The sequence below is a fragment of the Shewanella sp. SR44-3 genome (genome assembly GCF_014163735.1).
GTDB lineage: Bacteria > Pseudomonadota > Gammaproteobacteria > Enterobacterales > Shewanellaceae > Shewanella.
On record NZ_JACJDV010000010.1, the window covers coordinates 85,746 to 104,179 of the forward strand.

Annotated in this window: 21 protein-coding genes; 20 read left to right on the plus strand and 1 reads right to left on the minus strand. The window is 37.2% G+C overall.

Translation table 11 applies throughout. The annotated features are described in order from the left end of the window. Positions 1 to 64: 64 nt before the first annotated feature. The 20 genes from H5073_RS07945 (at position 65) to H5073_RS08040 (ending at position 18,345) form a co-directional block, all read left to right on the plus strand. The gene (locus tag H5073_RS07945) at positions 65 to 1,033 is read left to right on the plus strand and encodes an exopolysaccharide biosynthesis polyprenyl glycosylphosphotransferase (RefSeq protein ID WP_182678666.1); all 969 of its coding nucleotides are present in this window, start codon (positions 65 to 67) and stop codon (positions 1,031 to 1,033) included. Positions 1,034 to 1,060: 27 nt separating this feature from the next. Next, a complete protein-coding gene (gene rfbB / locus H5073_RS07950) occupies positions 1,061 to 2,137 on the plus strand; it encodes a dTDP-glucose 4,6-dehydratase (protein WP_182678668.1) in 1,077 nt (358 codons plus the stop codon). Positions 2,138 to 2,226: 89 nt separating this feature from the next. Continuing rightward, positions 2,227 to 3,090 carry a glucose-1-phosphate thymidylyltransferase RfbA gene (gene rfbA / locus H5073_RS07955; protein WP_182678670.1) on the plus strand — a complete coding sequence of 288 codons (864 nt, stop codon included), beginning with the start codon at positions 2,227 to 2,229 and terminating at the stop codon, positions 3,088 to 3,090. Between the two features lie 18 nt (positions 3,091 to 3,108). Next, the gene (gene rfbC / locus H5073_RS07960) at positions 3,109 to 3,666 is read left to right on the plus strand and encodes a dTDP-4-dehydrorhamnose 3,5-epimerase (RefSeq protein ID WP_182678672.1); all 558 of its coding nucleotides are present in this window, start codon (positions 3,109 to 3,111) and stop codon (positions 3,664 to 3,666) included. Beyond that, complete coding sequence (locus H5073_RS07965; RefSeq protein WP_182678675.1) at positions 3,667 to 4,494, plus strand: NAD(P)-dependent oxidoreductase; 828 nt, start codon at positions 3,667 to 3,669, stop codon at positions 4,492 to 4,494. Next, a complete protein-coding gene (locus H5073_RS07970; protein ID WP_182678677.1) occupies positions 4,494 to 5,969 on the plus strand; it encodes a lipopolysaccharide biosynthesis protein in 1,476 nt (491 codons plus the stop codon). Before H5073_RS07965 ends, H5073_RS07970 begins: the two co-directional genes overlap by 1 nt. Then, positions 5,947 to 6,540, plus strand: coding sequence for a CatB-related O-acetyltransferase (locus tag H5073_RS07975; protein WP_182678679.1), 594 nt, complete (start codon positions 5,947 to 5,949; stop codon positions 6,538 to 6,540). Before H5073_RS07970 ends, H5073_RS07975 begins: the two co-directional genes overlap by 23 nt. Next, the gene (locus tag H5073_RS07980) at positions 6,533 to 7,129 is read left to right on the plus strand and encodes an acyltransferase (protein ID WP_182678681.1); all 597 of its coding nucleotides are present in this window, start codon (positions 6,533 to 6,535) and stop codon (positions 7,127 to 7,129) included. Before H5073_RS07975 ends, H5073_RS07980 begins: the two co-directional genes overlap by 8 nt. Beyond that, positions 7,116 to 8,006: a glycosyltransferase family 2 protein gene (locus H5073_RS07985; RefSeq protein ID WP_182678683.1), complete on the plus strand. Its 891-nt coding sequence runs from the start codon at positions 7,116 to 7,118 to the stop codon at positions 8,004 to 8,006. The genes H5073_RS07980 and H5073_RS07985 overlap by 14 nt, the downstream gene beginning before the upstream one ends. Positions 8,007 to 8,044: 38 nt before the next feature. Then, positions 8,045 to 8,965: an EpsG family protein gene (locus tag H5073_RS07990; RefSeq protein WP_259394852.1), complete on the plus strand. Its 921-nt coding sequence runs from the start codon at positions 8,045 to 8,047 to the stop codon at positions 8,963 to 8,965. After that, on the plus strand, positions 8,946 to 10,052 hold the full coding sequence (locus tag H5073_RS07995; RefSeq protein ID WP_182678687.1) for a glycosyltransferase: 1,107 nt from the start codon (positions 8,946 to 8,948) through the stop codon (positions 10,050 to 10,052). Before H5073_RS07990 ends, H5073_RS07995 begins: the two co-directional genes overlap by 20 nt. Before the next feature lie 2 nt (positions 10,053 to 10,054). Beyond that, the gene (locus H5073_RS08000; RefSeq protein WP_182678689.1) at positions 10,055 to 10,645 is read left to right on the plus strand and encodes a DapH/DapD/GlmU-related protein; all 591 of its coding nucleotides are present in this window, start codon (positions 10,055 to 10,057) and stop codon (positions 10,643 to 10,645) included. Further along, positions 10,638 to 11,639, plus strand: a complete 1,002-nt coding sequence (locus H5073_RS08005; RefSeq protein ID WP_182678691.1) for a hypothetical protein — start codon at positions 10,638 to 10,640, stop codon at positions 11,637 to 11,639. The genes H5073_RS08000 and H5073_RS08005 overlap by 8 nt, the downstream gene beginning before the upstream one ends. 13 nt (positions 11,640 to 11,652) lie before the next feature. Continuing rightward, positions 11,653 to 13,068, plus strand: coding sequence for a mannose-1-phosphate guanylyltransferase/mannose-6-phosphate isomerase (locus H5073_RS08010; protein ID WP_182678693.1), 1,416 nt, complete (start codon positions 11,653 to 11,655; stop codon positions 13,066 to 13,068). Positions 13,069 to 13,071: 3 nt separating this feature from the next. Beyond that, positions 13,072 to 14,502 (plus strand): phosphomannomutase, encoded by a 1,431-nt coding sequence (locus H5073_RS08015; protein ID WP_182678695.1) that lies wholly within the window; start codon positions 13,072 to 13,074, stop codon positions 14,500 to 14,502. Positions 14,503 to 14,648: 146 nt separating this feature from the next. Beyond that, entirely contained in the window at positions 14,649 to 14,939 is a 291-nt protein-coding gene (locus H5073_RS08020) for an SGNH hydrolase domain-containing protein (protein WP_182678697.1), read from the plus strand. Positions 14,940 to 15,227: 288 nt separating this feature from the next. Continuing rightward, positions 15,228 to 16,121, plus strand: coding sequence for a UTP--glucose-1-phosphate uridylyltransferase GalU (gene galU / locus H5073_RS08025; RefSeq protein ID WP_182678699.1), 894 nt, complete (start codon positions 15,228 to 15,230; stop codon positions 16,119 to 16,121). A 281-nt stretch (positions 16,122 to 16,402) separates the two neighbouring features. Next, positions 16,403 to 17,413, plus strand: a complete 1,011-nt coding sequence (galE, locus tag H5073_RS08030; RefSeq protein ID WP_182678700.1) for a UDP-glucose 4-epimerase GalE — start codon at positions 16,403 to 16,405, stop codon at positions 17,411 to 17,413. Positions 17,414 to 17,770: 357 nt separating this feature from the next. Then, a complete protein-coding gene (locus H5073_RS08035) occupies positions 17,771 to 18,178 on the plus strand; it encodes a type VII toxin-antitoxin system MntA family adenylyltransferase antitoxin (RefSeq protein ID WP_182678702.1) in 408 nt (135 codons plus the stop codon). After that, positions 18,175 to 18,345 (plus strand): hypothetical protein, encoded by a 171-nt coding sequence (locus H5073_RS08040; RefSeq protein ID WP_182678705.1) that lies wholly within the window; start codon positions 18,175 to 18,177, stop codon positions 18,343 to 18,345. Before H5073_RS08035 ends, H5073_RS08040 begins: the two co-directional genes overlap by 4 nt. Here the strand turns inward: H5073_RS08040 and H5073_RS08045 are convergent. Then, the coding region (locus H5073_RS08045; protein WP_182678504.1) for an IS3 family transposase at positions 18,318 to 18,434 on the minus strand (117 nt) is incomplete at its 5' end. The two genes, H5073_RS08040 and H5073_RS08045, sit on opposite strands and share 28 nt — an antisense overlap.

Below are 18,434 nucleotides of genomic sequence, written 5' to 3' on the forward strand. Positions count from 1 at the left end.
TCTAAAATTACTACTGAACTTTACTTCTAGTGGTGTAAATATAAACAGGCTTTTGAGAAATTAAATGTTTTATAAAAATGATGAATTTAAAGCGATAAAAGTTACCAATCGTTTCAAGTCACGAAGTGAAGCGCTTAAGCAAAAAGTCATTTATGTGTATTGCCCTACAGAGATGGAGAAAATATTAGGTCAAATAGTAGATGATTTTTCATTTGATATGATGATAAATGATTATACAATTACAAATCTAAATAAGAAGGTTGTTTGTCATTATAATGCCAGTGATTTAACCAAGGAACAGCGACATTATTTGGTTGTAGCAACAGAATTAGGTGCTTGGGTTGAACCTCTTGTGAGTTACCTTGATTCAAGACTCGGTTATACAGAAGTAAGATTATTACACAGTAGTTATTTTTTACATCAAAAAGCTTTCTCAATCTTATCCACAAAGCGAACCCAATATGCGAAACGTTCCGTTGATTTTTTTTCGGCACTGTTATTATCACTTGTCGCATTGCCAATTGGCTTGCTTACAGCACTCGCTATCAAATTAGAGACTCCAGGTCCTGTTTTTTATAAGCAAAAGCGAACAGGACAATATAACGAAGAGTTTGAGGTCATCAAATTCCGTTCTATGGGTAATGATGCTGAAAAATTAGGCGCACAATGGGCTTCTAAACATGACGCTCGGGTGACTAAAGTGGGTAATTTTATTCGGAAAACCCGTATTGATGAATTACCTCAAATTATCAATATTATAAAAGGTGAGATGTCTATTGTCGGACCACGGCCTGAAAGGGAAGTGTTTATTGAAGGACTTGAAAAAGAAATTCCTTATTATCGATTTAGACACGCAGTAAAGCCAGGTGTAACTGGATTAGCCCAAGTTAGTTATCCTTATGGTGCTTCTATAGAAGATGCTGTTTGGAAGCATAAATATGATATTTACTATATTAAACATCACAGCGCCTGGCTTGATGTTAAGATTTTGTTTAAAACAGTTAAGGTTGTGCTATTTGGCATGGGTCGTTGAATTTAATTAGCCTAGAAGAGATATATTGTGAAAATTCTTATTACAGGTGGTGCAGGGTTTATTGGTTCTGCAGTTGTTCGTTACATTATTGAAAACACTCAAGACAGTGTTATCAATGTCGATAAACTCACTTATGCAGGTAATCTCGAATCGCTAGCAACAGTTAACGACAATTCTCGTTACCATTTTGAACAGGTTGATATTTGCGATCATGCAGAGTTAAATCGTGTATTTGCTACATATCAACCAGATGCTGTAATGCACTTAGCAGCAGAAAGCCACGTTGATCGCTCAATTACTGGCCCGTCTGATTTTATTCAAACCAATATTGTTGGTACATATACCTTACTTGAGGCAACGAGAGAATATTGGAATACACTAACGCTAGAAGCTAAATTGGCATTTCGCTTTCATCATATTTCAACCGATGAAGTGTATGGTGATCTCCCTCATCCAGATGAGGTTTCGGCAACAACTAATTTGCCTTTGTTCACTGAAACAACTGCTTATGCCCCCAGCAGCCCATACTCAGCGTCTAAAGCATCAAGCGATCATTTAGTCAGAGCATGGCACCGTACCTACGGTTTACCAACCGTTGTGACTAACTGCTCTAACAACTACGGTCCTTATCATTTTCCTGAGAAGTTAATCCCATTAGTGATTTTAAATGCCTTAGAAGGCAAGCCATTACCTATTTACGGTAAAGGAGATCAAATTCGTGATTGGTTATATGTAGAAGATCATGCGCGTGCACTTTATAAAGTAGTAACAGAAGGTAAAGTCGGTGAGACCTATAATATAGGCGGACATAACGAAAAACAAAACTTAGAAGTGGTTAAAACAATTTGTTCAATTTTAGATATTTTAGTACCAAAAGAAACTATGTATAGCGAACAAATCACTTATGTTACCGATAGGCCTGGACATGACAGACGTTATGCAATTGACGCTCGAAAAATTCAGAATGAGCTCAGTTGGGTGCCAGAGGAAACTTTCGAAACGGGTCTTAAGAAGACGATTGAGTGGTATTTGGCTAACCAAGTGTGGTGTCAGCACGTACAAGATGGCAGTTACCAACGTGAGCGTCTAGGTATTAACGCATAGATTGCAGCAATATGCAGTTAAGCTAGTGGGTAACATTATTATTTTTATGATTCGGTTTAGCATATACCGTAATCCATATTCGAGGTTTTATGAAAGGCATTATCTTAGCCGGTGGTTCAGGTACAAGACTACATCCAATAACAAAAGGCGTATCAAAGCAATTACTGCCTATTTATGACAAACCGATGATTTATTACCCATTATCGGTATTAATGTTGGCTGGAATTAACGAGATTCTCATTATTACCACGCCAGAAGAACAAGATGGGTTCATCCGTTTATTAGGTGATGGCAGCCAGTTTGGTATCAACCTTACTTATGAAGTTCAACCATCTCCAGACGGCCTTGCTCAAGCATTTATTATAGGTGAATCATTCATTGGTTCGGATGATGTCTGCTTGGCATTGGGCGACAACATCTTCTTTGGCCAAGCATTTGGTAAACAATTAAAGCATGCAGTTCAAAACCTATCTGGAGCAACGGTATTTGGTTACCAAGTCATGGATCCAGAACGTTTTGGTGTCGTAGAGTTTGATGAAAACTTTAAAGCGTTATCAATAGAAGAAAAGCCGATAGCACCTAAATCAAACTGGGCTGTTACAGGGCTATATTTCTACAATAACTCTGTTATTGATATTGCAAAAAACGTTAAACCATCTGTACGTGGTGAGCTTGAAATTACTTGTGTTAACCAAGCATATTTAGATCAAGGTAACTTAAACGTTGAGCAATTAGGACGTGGTTTTGCATGGTTAGACACTGGTACACATGACTCATTGTTAGAAGCGTCACAATTTGTTCAGACGGTTGAAAAAAGACAAGGTTTCAAAATTGCTTGTTTAGAAGAAATAGCCTTGTTACAGGGCTGGTTAACAAAGCTGCAAGTGCGCGACATTGCGCAAACCTTAGCTAAAACCGGTTATGGTCAATATTTATTGAACATTACTAAATAATTTCAAAAAGTAACCAATATGAATATTATTAAAACAAAAATTAAAGATTTGTTAATTATCGAACCCAAAGTATTCGGTGACGATAGAGGTTTCTTCTATGAAACATTTCAAGCTGAACGTTATAAAGCTGCAGGAATAGATGCTGACTTTGTCCAAGATAACCGTTCACGTTCAAGCCAAGGTGTTTTAAGAGGTTTGCATTTTCAAAAAACGAAACCTCAAGGGAAATTAGTCACGGTAACAGATGGTGAAGTTTTTGATGTTGCGGTTGATTTACGCCCAGGCTCTGAAACATTCGGACAACATGAAGCGATAATATTAACTGGACAAAATAAGTTACAGTTTTATGTGCCTCCAGGTTTTGCTCATGGTTTTTGTGTACTCAGTGAAACTGCCGACTTCCAATATAAATGCACAGATTACTATGATCCATCAGACGAAAGTGGTTTATTGTGGAACGATCCAAGCCTGCAAATACAATGGCCATTAAGCGAACCACTATTATCTGCTAAAGACAATATTCAGCCTACGTTAGAGGCAATTAAAGATAAAATTATTAATGGGTGGGGGCAATAAATGGCGCTTTATACCGTATTTGGTGGCCGAGGTTTTATTGGTTCAGAAATCGTCAATCAACTTCAAGCCCAAGGACATAGTACCTTTGTACCTGCAAGAGATGACACTAGTGTGTTCGAGCGCGATTTAGGAATTATTTTATACTGCGCCGGCAACGGCGACTGTAAAAATACCCCATTTTCTGTATTAGAAGCCAATGTGAGTCTATTAGCCCAACTATTACAGCATGCAAAGTTTGAACGTTTACTCTATGTATCTTCAACTCGAGTATACATGAATCAAGCATTAGCTAATGAACAAGTAAACCTAACGGTATGTGTCAATGATAACCGTCGTCTATTCAATTTAACTAAGTTAGTCGCAGAAGAGTTATGCCTTAAAAGCGGTCGAAATGTCTGTATTGTTAGGCCAAGTAATGTTTATGGCGTTGCCTTAAATAGTCCGTTATTTTTACCCGCCATTACTCGTAATGCGATAAACCATGGCAAAGTCGACATGTATATCGCAAAAGATTATGCCAAAGATTATGTTTCAGTAAAAGATGTTGCTTCTAGCTGTATCGAAATTGCGTCAACCGATCAATGTCATAATCAGATCATTAATGTAGCAGCAGGTTATAACATAACGGCAAAGCAAATTGCTGATGTGTTACAAGAATATACGCAATGCGAAATTATCTGGCATGAAATAGATTTCCCAAATGAGTCATTTCCTACAACAGAGCTAACATCAATAAAGAACATTATCCCAAGTTATCACCCTAAAAATGTATTAGTCGATTTACAAGAAATGATTACCGAGTTTAAACAAGTGTTAAGAACCAATTAATGAGCGGGTTTAATCGTTTATTAAAAAACTCTTTGGCTAATATAATCAATGGTTTTTCAAATGTTATCTTAGGCATTGTAATATCGCCATTTTTGATAAACATATTAAGTTTGGATGAGTTTTCAGTTTGGTCTATTTGTCTTCAAGCTGGAATTGCGGTTAGTATTTTTGGTGTAGCAGGACAAATAACCATAGGTCGCTTTACATCTCAGTTCAAGTTTAACAATGATGAGCGAGGGTTAAATCACGTTATTAACAACTACTTCAATATTACTCTCTATATTTTTATCTTTTTCTTACTCGTGCTTTCTGTTGTTCTTATTAATTTTGAATCAATATTCACGAGTATTCCAAATGAGATAATTTTTGAATCAAAAATAGCATTCTTACTGGTTTTTGGAACATTTTCTCTCGGTATATTTGCGACGGTTTTCATTGGTTATTTCATTGGAATTGAGAAGAACCATGTCACGGCAAATATTAATCTAATATCCAGAGTGTTTATTGGTATCACAGTAGTATCTTTAGCCGACTATGGCTTAATTGCTATTGCGTCAAGTTATTTTGTGATTAATGTGTTTTCATATTTGTTTATGTACAAACAGTTTCGTGCTTTTGAAAAACATCATTTTTCATTTGGTTTTCAAGGTAAAATCGATGAGCTTATTAAGTTCTTCGGTGGGCTAACTATTTGGAATATTGCTCAGTTTCTTATATCAGGGATCGGCATTTTTGTTGTTTCCATTTATGACTTTGAAAATCTCCCCTATTTTGTATTAGCAATGACCATGATGAATGCAATCGTTGGTCTGTTAGGTGCGATTGTAAACCCGATTATTCAACCAATAGTAAAGTTGAATGAGGCAGATAATAAAAAAGGCGTTGATGAACTTGTAATATCGTTATCAATGATATTTTCATTGACGATATTTTTGGGCGTTAACATTTCCAGTTATATTTCTTTGCCAATACTTCAGCTTTGGGTTGGCGACAGTAATGGTGAGCTAGCTAATAACTACTTCAATTATTTACTAGTCGCATTTGCCATTAGAATGGTGATTGCACCTTACGGTATGAAGTTAGTTGCTAATGCTCAGCAATTAAAAATTGCTCACTTCCCTGTTTTTGAAGGCGTGTTGAATTTTTTACTATCAATGCTGCTCGTAAAGGAATTTGGGGCTATCGGTATAGCATATTCAACAATACTGTCTGCATTAGTTATTATGTTGGTGTATACAATAAAATACTCAAAAGAAACTATTTTAGATAAAAGTGCTTTAATTATATTTTTGTCATTTCTGCTAATACCTTCAATAGCTGTAATCTCAATTTTCTCCTTTGATTATGTAAGTGATGCTAATCGCATCTATCTGCAATTAGCACAAGTTGTTGTATTTATTGCTACTGGGTTCTATCTGAGTAAATGTTTTGTGAAAGTTAAAGGTATTGTTAATGAAACTAAAGCAATTAGTTAGAGATTTTTTAGTTGTATTAAAGTCTAATTATTATAAAAAGTTAAATAAAAGTTCTATTTTTGCGGACAAGACAATACTTTTTAAAAAAATAGATATATCTCATTCATCAATAGGGAAATACACTTACTTTGCTGGTAAGGGAACTGTGAGCAACGCAATAATTGGTAGTTATTGCTCTATTGCCGATGGCGTTAAAATTGGCATTGGATTACACCCGCTTGATTGGGTTTCTACACATCCATCAACTTTTTCTAGCAATACTATTTTTCCTTATAGACATTTTTCAAGATCAAAACCATTTATTGAATCAGAAACCGTCACTATAGGTAACGATGTATGGATTGGATTAAATGCAATCATTTTGGATGGTGTCGTTGTAGGGAATGGTGCTGTTATTGCTGCCGGTTCTATCGTTACTAAGAATGTTGATGACTACGCTATAGTCGCCGGAGTACCTGCAAAGATAATTAAGTATCGAACTCAACCTGAATTGACTAATATTCCGTGGTGGGAACTCGATGATACTAGCTTGAATGAATATTTATCCAAGGTTGATGATTCACATGTATGAGTTTATTTATAAAGTAAATCGTCGTATTTACTTATTATTTTGGAACATTCTATTTCAAGGCGATTTTAAGTCATTTGGTAAAAAAACGACTATTTATAAGCCTAGAAATATTCAAGGTGCAAAATATATCGATTTAGGTTGTAGAACATCATTTATGCCTGATGCTTGGTTACTAGCGCTTAAAATTGATGATAATGATCCGCAGTTAATCATCTCAAATGATTGTTATATTGGCCATTATGTTCATATTGTTTCAGTAAGAAAAGTCATCATTGAAGATGCCGTTTTAGTTGCTGATAAAGTTTATATTTCAGATAATTTACACGACTTCGATTCAATATCCTTACCGATAATTCATCAACCCGTTAAATACCACCGTGATGTGCTTATTAAATCAGGGGCTTGGATCGGTGAAAATGTATGTATTATTGGTGCTTGTATCGGTAAAAATTCAGTTATCGCAGCAAACTCTGTCGTCACAAAAGATGTACCAGATTACTGTGTAGTCGCTGGTGCGCCAGCCAGAATAATCAAACGTTATTGTCATGAAAGCCAGACTTGGGAAAAAGTTAACCATGAATCAACATAAAAAACTGGGGCTAGTAACAGTATTATATAATTCTCCAGATGTCTTAAGTGACTTTTTCATCAGTATTTCATTGCAAGAGTATACTAACTTCCATCTTTTTATTGTTGATAATAGCTCAACACCCGAATCTTTAAACTTATGTAAAACGCTATCGACTAAATATTCGATACCTGCATCATTTATTGATAATAAAGGAAAGAATCTAGGCGTTGCAGCGGGTAATAATCAAGGTATTGAACAAGCTTTAATTGAAAATTGTGATGTAGTTACTCTGATTAATAACGATCTAATCTTTTTAGATACTAAGGTATTTAGCCGTATTTATGAAAGCTTAAATACAGGTGAGAAGCTAGTAAGTCCGTTAATTTTAGATTATCCAGCTGGAATGATTTGGTATGCAGGAGGCTATTTTGATGAGCTCCGAGGTGTTGCTCCACATATTAATGCAGGAAATGCACCATTCTCACCTAGTAATTATCGAAAATATTATTCATATGCTCCAACGTGTTTCTTAGCAATAGACAAACAAGTGTTCGATGAAGTTGGCTTAATGGATGAAGACTACTTTGTTTATTATGACGATACTGACTTCTTATATCGCTGTAGTAGTAAAGGATTATATGTTTACCTAAATACAGATGCAGTAATTAGTCATAAAGTTAGCTCTTCTACTGGTGGAGATTTATCAACTTTCGGGGTTTATTATTTAACCCGGAATCGTTTGTTTTTTATTCGAAAAAATCTTAAATTTCCATATAGATTTGTTAGTATATTTTATACTTTATTATCTAGAACCATTAAGGCTTTATTATCAAAGAGAAATTTTAGGAATGCATTTTTTAGAGGGATGTACGATGGGTTAAAAGGTATAAAGTAAGGATGACACTTTATTATTTATTGTTTTTATATATTCCTATGTTTTTCTTTCCTTTGTGTAAAGATGGTGCGCTAAAGTTTTTTAAGTTAATTTTAGTTTTTTTATATTCATTTTATATTCTTTTTCACTTAAATTCGGGCCCTGATCATGTGATATATCAGTGGGCATACGAACAAGATACCTTTACGTTATTTGAACCACTTTATTTACTGTTGATGTATCTTGCGAACAGTTTTGGATTCGAATACTTTGGTTTTTTAATTTTTCTAAAATTTATAAATATAATACTTTTTTCAGTGTTTTTGTTTAATTCTGACAAGTATACAGTTTTGTTTTTTTTGTGTTTTTATATCCCAATATCATTTATAACTTTCGAGTTGAACTTATTGAGACAATCTTTAGCAATTCATTTTAGCTTATTGTTTTATACTACATTTAGAAAAGGTTGTATTAAACTTTCTATTTTTTTTGTAATTCTAGCTATTTTGTCTCATATCTCTAGCCTTTTATTGTTGCTGCTTTATATTTGGAAAGTCAATAAGGTTTTCTTGTTATTTTTTGTTGTAATAGTTGTGTCTATAGCTCTTCCTTTATTGACGAGTAAGTTCTTCGATTATTATCATTTAGGAGGTTTTGAGTTAAGAAGTGGTGTTTTTGTTATTCAGTTAGCGGTTCTTTTGATTTTACCATTTATCTTATATAAATTTTCAGGTGATTACACAGCATTGTTTTTATATTTTTTCATTTGTTTATTAAGCTTTGCACCTGTAATGGTGAGGCTTTATCCCTTGGCTTTAGTACTAGTAATGCCTTTCGTTTACTTAAGGTTTAAAGATAAATATTTGATATATATTTTATTGGTTGCTTCTTTCTCTTTATGCACCTTAAAAATAGGACTTTTAATTTCTGCAGATCAATCCGCTATAAAAGAGGGCGTTTATGAAAAAGGTTATCAATAAAAATTCAGTTGCTTTCATCTCTATGTCAGGTCGTGATTCTGCTATGTGGTTTTCTTATGCTGGTTTATATGAAGCATTTAAAGAAGATAATGTGGATGCTACGTTCTACTTCCCTAAAGATGCGACTGTTGAATTAGATGGGAACTATAACGGAAATACTTTTTTTTATAAAATGTCTTCTCCTGTAAAAAGTCTTATTTCAATTGCAAAACTAGCTTTGTATATTAGAAGAAATCATCTATCTGTATTTATATTCTCCCAAGGAATATTTTCCGCTTTATTCACATTACTTATGAGTAAAAAAGTTGAAGTTAATTGTTGGGGGCATGAATTAGAGTCTCGTATCAATAGGGCTGGTTTCTTTAGAGGAGTAAATTATTATATTTCAGATTTAATAATGTCTTTTAAAGTGAAACAAGTCGTAGTTTCTTCTGAATCTCTAATTCGTTCAGCTAAAAAAATTTATAAATGTGCCAACGTTATATACGCACCATTACCCCTTTCTGCAGATTTTTATACTATTAGTAATGCCTTAAGTAAGAATTTTGTTAAGGCAAAGCCAATAAGAATATTTTTCTTCGGTAGTATCACTCAGTATAAAGGATTATCAGTACTTGAAAAAACTTTTGAGAAATTAAGTGATTCTGTTATCGAGCTGTCAATCTTTGGGAGAGGTGATTTAAAATCCTGTGCCCCATTATTATATCAACGTTATTGCAACGCCCGTAATGTTAAATGGGTCAATGATTTTGTTACTTCAGAGGCTGTTGCGGCAGAACTGACACAGTCTGATTTTATGTATGTCATGTATGATAATGTCACTGCAACATCGCAGATTGATATTGCTAACTCACTTGGGGTGCCTGTATTAGTTTCAGATTTACCATTTTTTGTATCGAAAGTGAGTAATGGCATTAATGGTTATGTTTTAAATCATTCAGAATTAACAAAATTTATTTCAAAGTACATAGAAAGTAACGATTGTATTGATAGGAGAACCGTTTTTGAGGCGTTCAATATTTCAGGTGTTAACCATGTTTGTGTTAATGCTTTTTTAGATTCTCGTATTGTGTTTTTAAAGGGGTAAGTATGTTCAAACATTATGGCTACTTTGGTATTTTGTCATTAGCTTATGAGAAAGTATTAACCTATTTTCTGTTCAAACAAGCCAAAATAATTCGTCGTCCGTTCGAATGTCGTGGTAAGCAAAATATGCGGATAGGAAAGGGTTTTGCAAGCGGTCGTTATTGTCGTTTCGAAGCGCATGGCCAACATGGTGAAATTAATATAGCTATTGGTAACAATTGTCAGGTGAATGACTCTGTGCACATCGCGGCCCTGAAAAGTGTCAGTATTGCCGACAATGTGTTAATCGCCAGTCGAGTGTTTATTACCGATCTCAATCATGGTAGTTACGGCGGGGACTTGCATTCAGACCCTCTATCAATATGCAAAGACAGACCATTAACAGGTACGCCCGTCGTAATAGAGCAAAATGTATGGTTAGGTGAAGGAGTGGTTGTTTTACCCGGTGTAACCATTGGCCAAGGTGCAATCATTGGCGCTAATGCTGTGGTATCTAAAAATGTACCGGCATTCTCAATTGCAGTAGGTAATCCTGCCAAAGTAATTAAAACCTATAACTTCGAGCAAAAAAAGTGGCTAGCAATTCATGGGTAACAACGACCACGCAGTATTAATTTGTCCCGCATTTTTCGACTATAAAGTACTGATAGAAAATCAACTAACAAAGTATTTTACCTCTGTACACTCTTTTTCCGACAGACCACTATGTTCTTCTATTGGTAAAGCGTTAATTAAATATAACGTGGCTAACTACAATCACTTTATTTCGCGTCAATATAGCCAACAACTACTCGAAAAAATCACCCCGTTAATACACGATATAACCACCGTTATTATTGTCAAAGGTACATGTATTTCATCGCTTTTAATACAGGGGATTAAGAGATTAAATCCAAAAGTCCGAGTGGTTGTATATTGTTGGGATTCTATAGCTAACTCAAATGGATTTGTTCAATTAGCTGCGGTAGCAGATAAGGCTATGTCATTCGACTTTGCCGATTGCCAGCAACATCAATTAGAGTATGTGCCATTATTTTATCCAGATGATAACACTCGCAGCGCAGCATCAAACAAATCAGCCCACAGCTATCAATACAGTTTTATTGGCAGTTATCACGGCGACAGAGCAAAGCTGTTATATAAGCTGATCAATAATGAACAAACTCACTCTGCTTCGTCATTTATCAAAATATACTTTCAAAGCAAAATACAATACTGCGTATTTTATTTACTTGATCCCTATGTAAGAAAATGTCCTAAAGAATGGATTACATTCGATATTATAGATAGAGATACAATGAACGATATTTTTTCTGATAGTCGTTATATTATCGACATACACCATAAAGGACAGTCGGGTTTAACCATGCGCACATGGGAAACATTGAGCCTTGATTACAACTTGCTGACAACAAATCAATACGTGTTATTACACCAACCAATAGCAGCCATCGACATTCTCGATCGCACCAATGGAACCGTGTGGAGCAACGAGAAAAAACAACAATTTGTTAAGCAACTTACCGTTGGCAATATATCAACAACACCTCTTTCTTTGTCCCATTGGTTGGACGCACTTTTAAAATAGTATTGGCGGCATTATGACAATTACACCTATTATTATGGCTGGCGGTTCTGGTACACGTTTATGGCCGCTTTCACGCGGTAATTACCCTAAGCAATTTTTAACGTTAAGTGGTGAGCAAACAATGCTACAAAACACTATCACACGTTTAAAAGGGCTGGAACATACGCCAGCAATGCTAATCTGTAATGAAGAACATCGTTTTATTGCAGCAGAACAAATTAGGCAGCTTGGGATTGAACATAGCGGAATATTTTTAGAACCAGCAGGTCGAAATACTGCACCAGCCATTGCATTAGCAGCATTTAAAGCCACAGAGCACGGCCAAGACCCGTTATTGTTAGTCTTGGCTGCAGACCATGTTATTGATGACGTAAGTGCATTTCAACAAAGTGTCGCTAAAGCGGCTGAGCTCGCGATACAAGATAAGCTGGTTACGTTTGGTATTGTTGGTAATAAACCTGAAACTGGCTACGGTTACATTAAGCGTGGCCAGCAATTTCAAAGCGGTTTTGTTGTCGACAGTTTTGTTGAAAAACCGGATCTCGTCACAGCGCAACAATATATTCAAAGCGGTGAATATTATTGGAACAGCGGCATGTTTTTATTTAAAGCTAGCCGTTACTTAACCGAGCTTAAAGCGTTTCGACCAGACATTTATGCTGCCTGCGAATCAGCCATGCAAGTACAAAATAATGATCTGGACTTTATTCGTGTCGACAAAGCCGCGTTTGAAGCTTGTCCAGATGAATCCATTGACTATGCAGTAATGGAGCAAACTCAAGATGCTGTCGTTGTACCTATGGATGCAGGTTGGAGCGACGTAGGTGGTTTTGCGGCATTATGGGATGTATCTGCAAAAGACAACAATGGCAATGTGTTCAAAGGCGATGTTAAAGCTGTTGATACTAATAACACCTTAGTTTTTAGTGAAGATAAATTAGTTGCCACCGTTGGTGTTGAAAATTTAGTCATAGTTAACACCAAAGATGCGGTTCTTGTTGCTCATAAAGACAATTCTCAGCAAGTTAAAGACATAGTTAATCAACTTAAAGCTGAAAATCGCAGTGAAGTTACATTCCATCGTGAAGTGTATCGTCCCTGGGGTAAGTATGACTCAATCGATAATGGTGAGCGGTTTCAAGTTAAACGCATAACTGTTAAGCCTGGTGCTAAATTGTCAGTGCAAATGCATCACCATAGAGCTGAACATTGGATTGTAGTAACAGGCACAGCCAAAGTGACTAATGGTGATAAAACTATATTGCTGACTGAAAATCAATCTACTTATATTCCCGTTGGTGTTATTCATGCATTAGAAAACCCTGGAAAAGTAGACCTAGAGCTTATTGAAGTACAATCAGGCTCGTACCTTGGGGAAGACGATATTGTTCGTTTTGAAGATCGTTATGGCAGAATTGAAGGGAAATAACGCATGTTAACTAGTCATTTAGTTTTAGCTAATTCAGGGGTTGCTTTTGGTACTAGCGGTGCACGAGGACTTGTTACCGATTTTACCGCTGATGTTTGTGCTGCGTTTACACTGTCTTTTTTAGCAGTAATGAAGTCCTCCTTTAAGGTTAATACTATTGCCTTAGCGATAGATAATAGACCTAGTAGTATAAACATGGCTAAAGCCTGTGTTAGTGCGGCTAATTTAATTGGCATAGAAGTTATTTATTATGGAGTGCTCCCTACCCCAGCTTTAGCTTTTAAGTCAATGGCGCTTGCTATTCCAGCCATTATGGTAACGGGAAGTCATATTCCTTTTGATCGTAATGGGCTTAAGTTTTACCGTCCTGATGGTGAAATAACTAAGGCCGATGAACTGGCAATTCTCAGTACTGAAACGGCATTTTCCCCCCTAACAGATTTAGCCGATTTAACGGTTGATGCTTCAGCTGCGACAGATTATTGCCTGCGTTATGTTTCACTGTTTGATAAAGACTTATTAAAAGGTAAGCATATTGGTATTTATGAGCATTCAAGTGCTGGTAGGGATCTCTATGCTGCTTTATTTCAAAGCCTTGGCGCCCAGGTAACATCCCTAGAAAGAAGTGATGAGTTTGTTCCTATCGATACAGAAGCTGTATCAGACGATGATGTGCGAAAGGCGTTGTTATGGTCTAAAGAGTTTGGTTTTGATGCTATTTTTTCTACTGATGGTGACGGCGATAGACCTTTGATTGCAGATGAAAATGGTCAATGGTTACGGGGTGATATTCTAGGGTTGTTATGTGCTCAATCGTTAGGCATAGAAGCCTTGGCGGTTCCTGTTAGTTGCAATACAGCAATCGAGGCTAGTGGGTATTTTAAAAATGTTAGTCGCACAAAGATTGGCTCTCCTTACGTGATTGCTGAGTTTGATAAGCTTAAACAAAAATACCAGAGAGTTGCGGGTTTTGAGGCTAATGGTGGTTTTTTATTAGGCTCTAACATTATGGTTAAAGGTAAGCCTTTAACCGCATTACCAACCCGTGATGCGGTGTTACCAGTCTTAGCGGTATTAGCCTTATCAAAAACAACAGGTATTGCTGCTCAAGTAGCAAATTTACCGCAACGTTATACTCATAGCGACCGATTAAAAGATTTTCCAACCGACAAAAGCAAAGCAATCATTGCAAGGGTGCATGCTTCACCTCAAGAGTTACTTACGATATTGGGCGTTAATGCTGATAAGCTTGTTAATGTCAATGCAACCGATGGCCTGCGGCTAACCTTAGCAAGCGGATTAATTATTCATTTACGCCCATCGGGTAATGCACCTGAGTTTCGTTGTTATGTCGAGGCTGAAAGTGTATTGGAATCTAGACGATTTGTATGTAAGGCTTTAAAAGCCTTGGAATCTATAAAGTTAAATGTTTAAATAATCTATCTATTGAAAATCATGCCTAAAGTAATTATCTTAGCTCAACGCATTGATCATGAACAAAATGACTATAACGAAATACTCCAGTATTTACATGAGCATAATTTAAAGTCAAAACTAATTTTAGTTGGGCCAGTCCCTCAATGGCAGTTATCATTGCTAAGCGACATTTTAATCCTGATGAAATTAGGTTTTTTGATGTATCATTTGTCAATGCCGTGTTTAAAGTAAATCGTAATTTACATATTAAATATGAAAATTCTGACATTGAATATATTTCTATAATAGACCCGTTATGTGACAAGAGAGGCTGTCTTGCTAAAGTCGATAATAAAAATACTCCTTTAGTATGGGATTATGGACATTTATCACTCGAAGGTTCTAAATATATTGTAGAAAATATAATAAAAGATAAAGTCCATAGTTATTTGTAACTTTTCTAATATCACCTTTAAGTTTCATTTATTCATGTCTTTTTTTGTACCATAGCGCGTATCAACGATTAGTAAATGGTTTTTTAACGGCTTAGGCCGGTGCAAGCTTTAACGCGTTATTTGCTTTAAGTGACTAATTTTATCTTCTTATATTTTTTAGGTGCCGTTTTGTGCACAACAAATTGATAATTGACATCTTATAAAAAAATTATCTTGTTAGTGCGTAGTTGAATTTTACTGTTTTTAGGGATGTAATTTTAGGTCTCATTTTATTATTAAGGTTTTTTTATGAAAGTCGTTATTCCTGTTGCTGGTCTTGGCACCCGTATGTTACCGGCAACAAAGGCCATACCTAAAGAGATGCCGCCGTTAGTCGATAAGCCGCTTATTCAATATATCGTTAATGAGTGTGTGGCAGCGGGTGTGAAAGAGATTGTATTAGTGACCCATGCCAGCAAAAATGCTATCGAGAACCATTTTGATACTTCCTATGAGCTTGAATCGACTCTTGAGAAGCGGGTAAAGCGGCAGTTATTGGATGAAGTGCAAGCTATTTGTCCTAAAGATGTGACCATAATGCATGTGCGCCAGGGTGAGGCTAAGGGGTTAGGGCATGCGGTGTTATGTGCTAAGCCTTGTATTGGCAATAATCCGTTTGCTGTCGTCTTGCCCGATGTAATTTTAGATGAATACACTGCCAACCAAAAAACTGAAAATCTAGCGGCCATGATAGCGCGCTTCAAATCCACTTTAGCCAGCCAGATCATGGTGACGGCAGTACCCGAATCTGAAGTCAATAAATACGGCATAGCCGATTGCGGTGGTGTTGAGATTGCCCCTGGTGATTCTGCAAAAATCAAAGCCATGGTAGAAAAACCTGCCATTGATGAGGCACCATCGAATCTTGCAGTGGTTGGCCGTTATGTATTGTCTGAAAAGATTTGGGATTTATTGGCAAAAACCCCAGCGGGCGCCGGCGATGAAATTCAATTAACCGATGCTATCGATATGCTGATCGAACAAGATACGGTTGAAGCTTTTAATATGACGGGTAAATCACACGATTGTGGCGACAAACTCGGTTATATGGCGGCATTTGTTGAATATGGTTTGCGTGACGCTAAGCTGGGCGCTGCTTTTCGTGATCGCATTGCTAGCGTAATGGGTATAAGTAAAAGCTGAGATAGAGCGCCTACGGCTGCGAGGGCGGACTTCGTCCAGCGTAAATAGATAACGGAACGCTGCGCTTACGGAAGACGGAACACTGCGTTTACCGAAATCCGTATTCTGTAGCCCGCAGGGCGTTCCGTAGTCGCAAAGCGGCGTTCGTATTTGCTGATAATGGAACGCTGCGCTTACGGATAGCAGAAAAAGCAGAAGACTGAAATCCGTATTCTGTAAGCCCAAAGGGCGTTCGTCTTAAGGCTGTGCTAACGGCAAATCAACAATAGATAATGGAATTTATGAGTATTTTAGTCACAGGTGGTGCGGGTTATATAGGCTCGCACACTATTTTAGAAATGTTAGCCGTCGGTTTAGATATCATTATCCTCGATAACTTATCTAACTCTAGCCTCGAATCGATCAACCGCGTTGAAGCTCTAGCGGGGAAAAAGGTCACTTTCTATCAAGGTGATATTTTAGATAAAGCTTGCTTACGTGACATCTTTACTAACAATACCATAGAGGCGGTGATCCACTTTGCTGGCCTTAAAGCCGTGGGTGAATCTGTTGAGCAACCATTACGTTATTATGAAAATAATGTCACTGGTAGCTTAACTCTATGCCAAGTGATGGCAGAATTTGGTGTTAAAAACCTAGTATTTAGCTCATCGGCGACTGTGTATGGCGATCCTGCGGCTTTGCCTATCACTGAGGATTTCCCGACCAGTGCGACCAATCCTTACGGGCAATCAAAACTCATGGTCGAGCACATGCTAGCAGATCTTGTTAAAGCAGACCTAAGTTGGAATATTGCCTGTTTACGTTATTTTAATCCAGTCGGTGCTCATGAAAGTGGCCTAATTGGCGAAGATCCTAACGGTATTCCAAACAACTTATTGCCTTTTATTGCCCAGGTGGCAGTCGGTAAGCGTAGCCATGTGAATGTGTTTGGCAATGACTATGACACCCACGATGGCACTGGGGTACGTGATTATATTCATGTAGTTGATTTAGCCTTAGGTCATATCAAGGCATTAGAGAAAATCACTAAAGGCTCCGGCTTTGTGACTTACAACTTAGGCACAGGTCAAGGCTATAGCGTACTTGAAATGATTAATGCTTTCGAAAAGGCTTGTGGCAAAAAGCTTGCCTATGAAGTGGTTGAGCGCCGAGCAGGTGACATCGCCGCTTGTTATGCAGAACCTAACAAAGCCCTAAATGAACTTGGTTGGCAAGCGACCCATTCTTTGAGCGATATGGTTAATAGCAGTTGGAAATGGCAAAGCCAAAATCCTAATGGGTATAAATAAAGAGCAGGGCGACCTTCGGCCTTCTAGGACGCTTCGCTGCTAGAGACTAGGACGGACTTCGTCCTGCGAGGACGCTGCGCTGCTAGGACCTAGAATCTAGAATCTAGCAGTCGCGAAGCGACGCCCTCCGGCGAGCTTGCGAGTTCCTAGGATCTTCTTTATTAGAACGCTGTGCTTCTAGGACCGAGGGCGGACTTCGTCCTGCGAGGGCGCTTCGCTTCTAGAATCTATAACGGAACGCTTTGCTCACGGAATACGGAACGCTGCGCTTACAGATAACGGAATACTTCGTTTACCGTAAACTGTATTCTGTAAGCCCGTAGGGCGTTCGTTTTTTATAACCTTTTTGAATACATTATGCCAACATCAGATAAAATTTTAGACCACATAGTCAAGCAGGCTGTAACAGATGACGATATAGCCATCATTTGGTTATATGGCTCTAGAGCCAAAGGCACTGCTACACAGCATAGTGACTTCGATATTGCGATTGCATTTAACAATTTTAATTTGAGTCCTTTTGATAGAGCTATTCGTCCCCATGAGTATGCTCTGCAATGGAATAGTGAGTTAAATTTGCCTGAAAAAACGATTTCAGTGGTTGATATTAATACTATCCCTAGCTATCTAGCAGTCAATGTCATTGAGTATGGTAAGGTGTTGCTGAATAAGAATATTTCAAGGGAAATGAAAGAGCGTCAAAGGATTTATAGTCAGTTTGAATACGAAACCATAGCGCATTCTAAAGGGGATGAGGGTATATGAATGAAGCAGATGAAGGTTTATCCCTTTATTTAATGGAAGTGAAAAATCATTTAAATGAATACCGCCAAGAACTCGATGAGCTCGCATTGTTGTCCACAATAACTGGCAGGGATTACCGCGCTGCTGAACGCTGTACTGGTCAACCCAAATTGGACACTTTTAGTTGAGAATTTTCAAATTCTACAGGTGACAGATCACCATTAGCAGAATGAAGTCGCTCCAAGTTGTAATATTTCATGTAAGCAGTCACATCTTG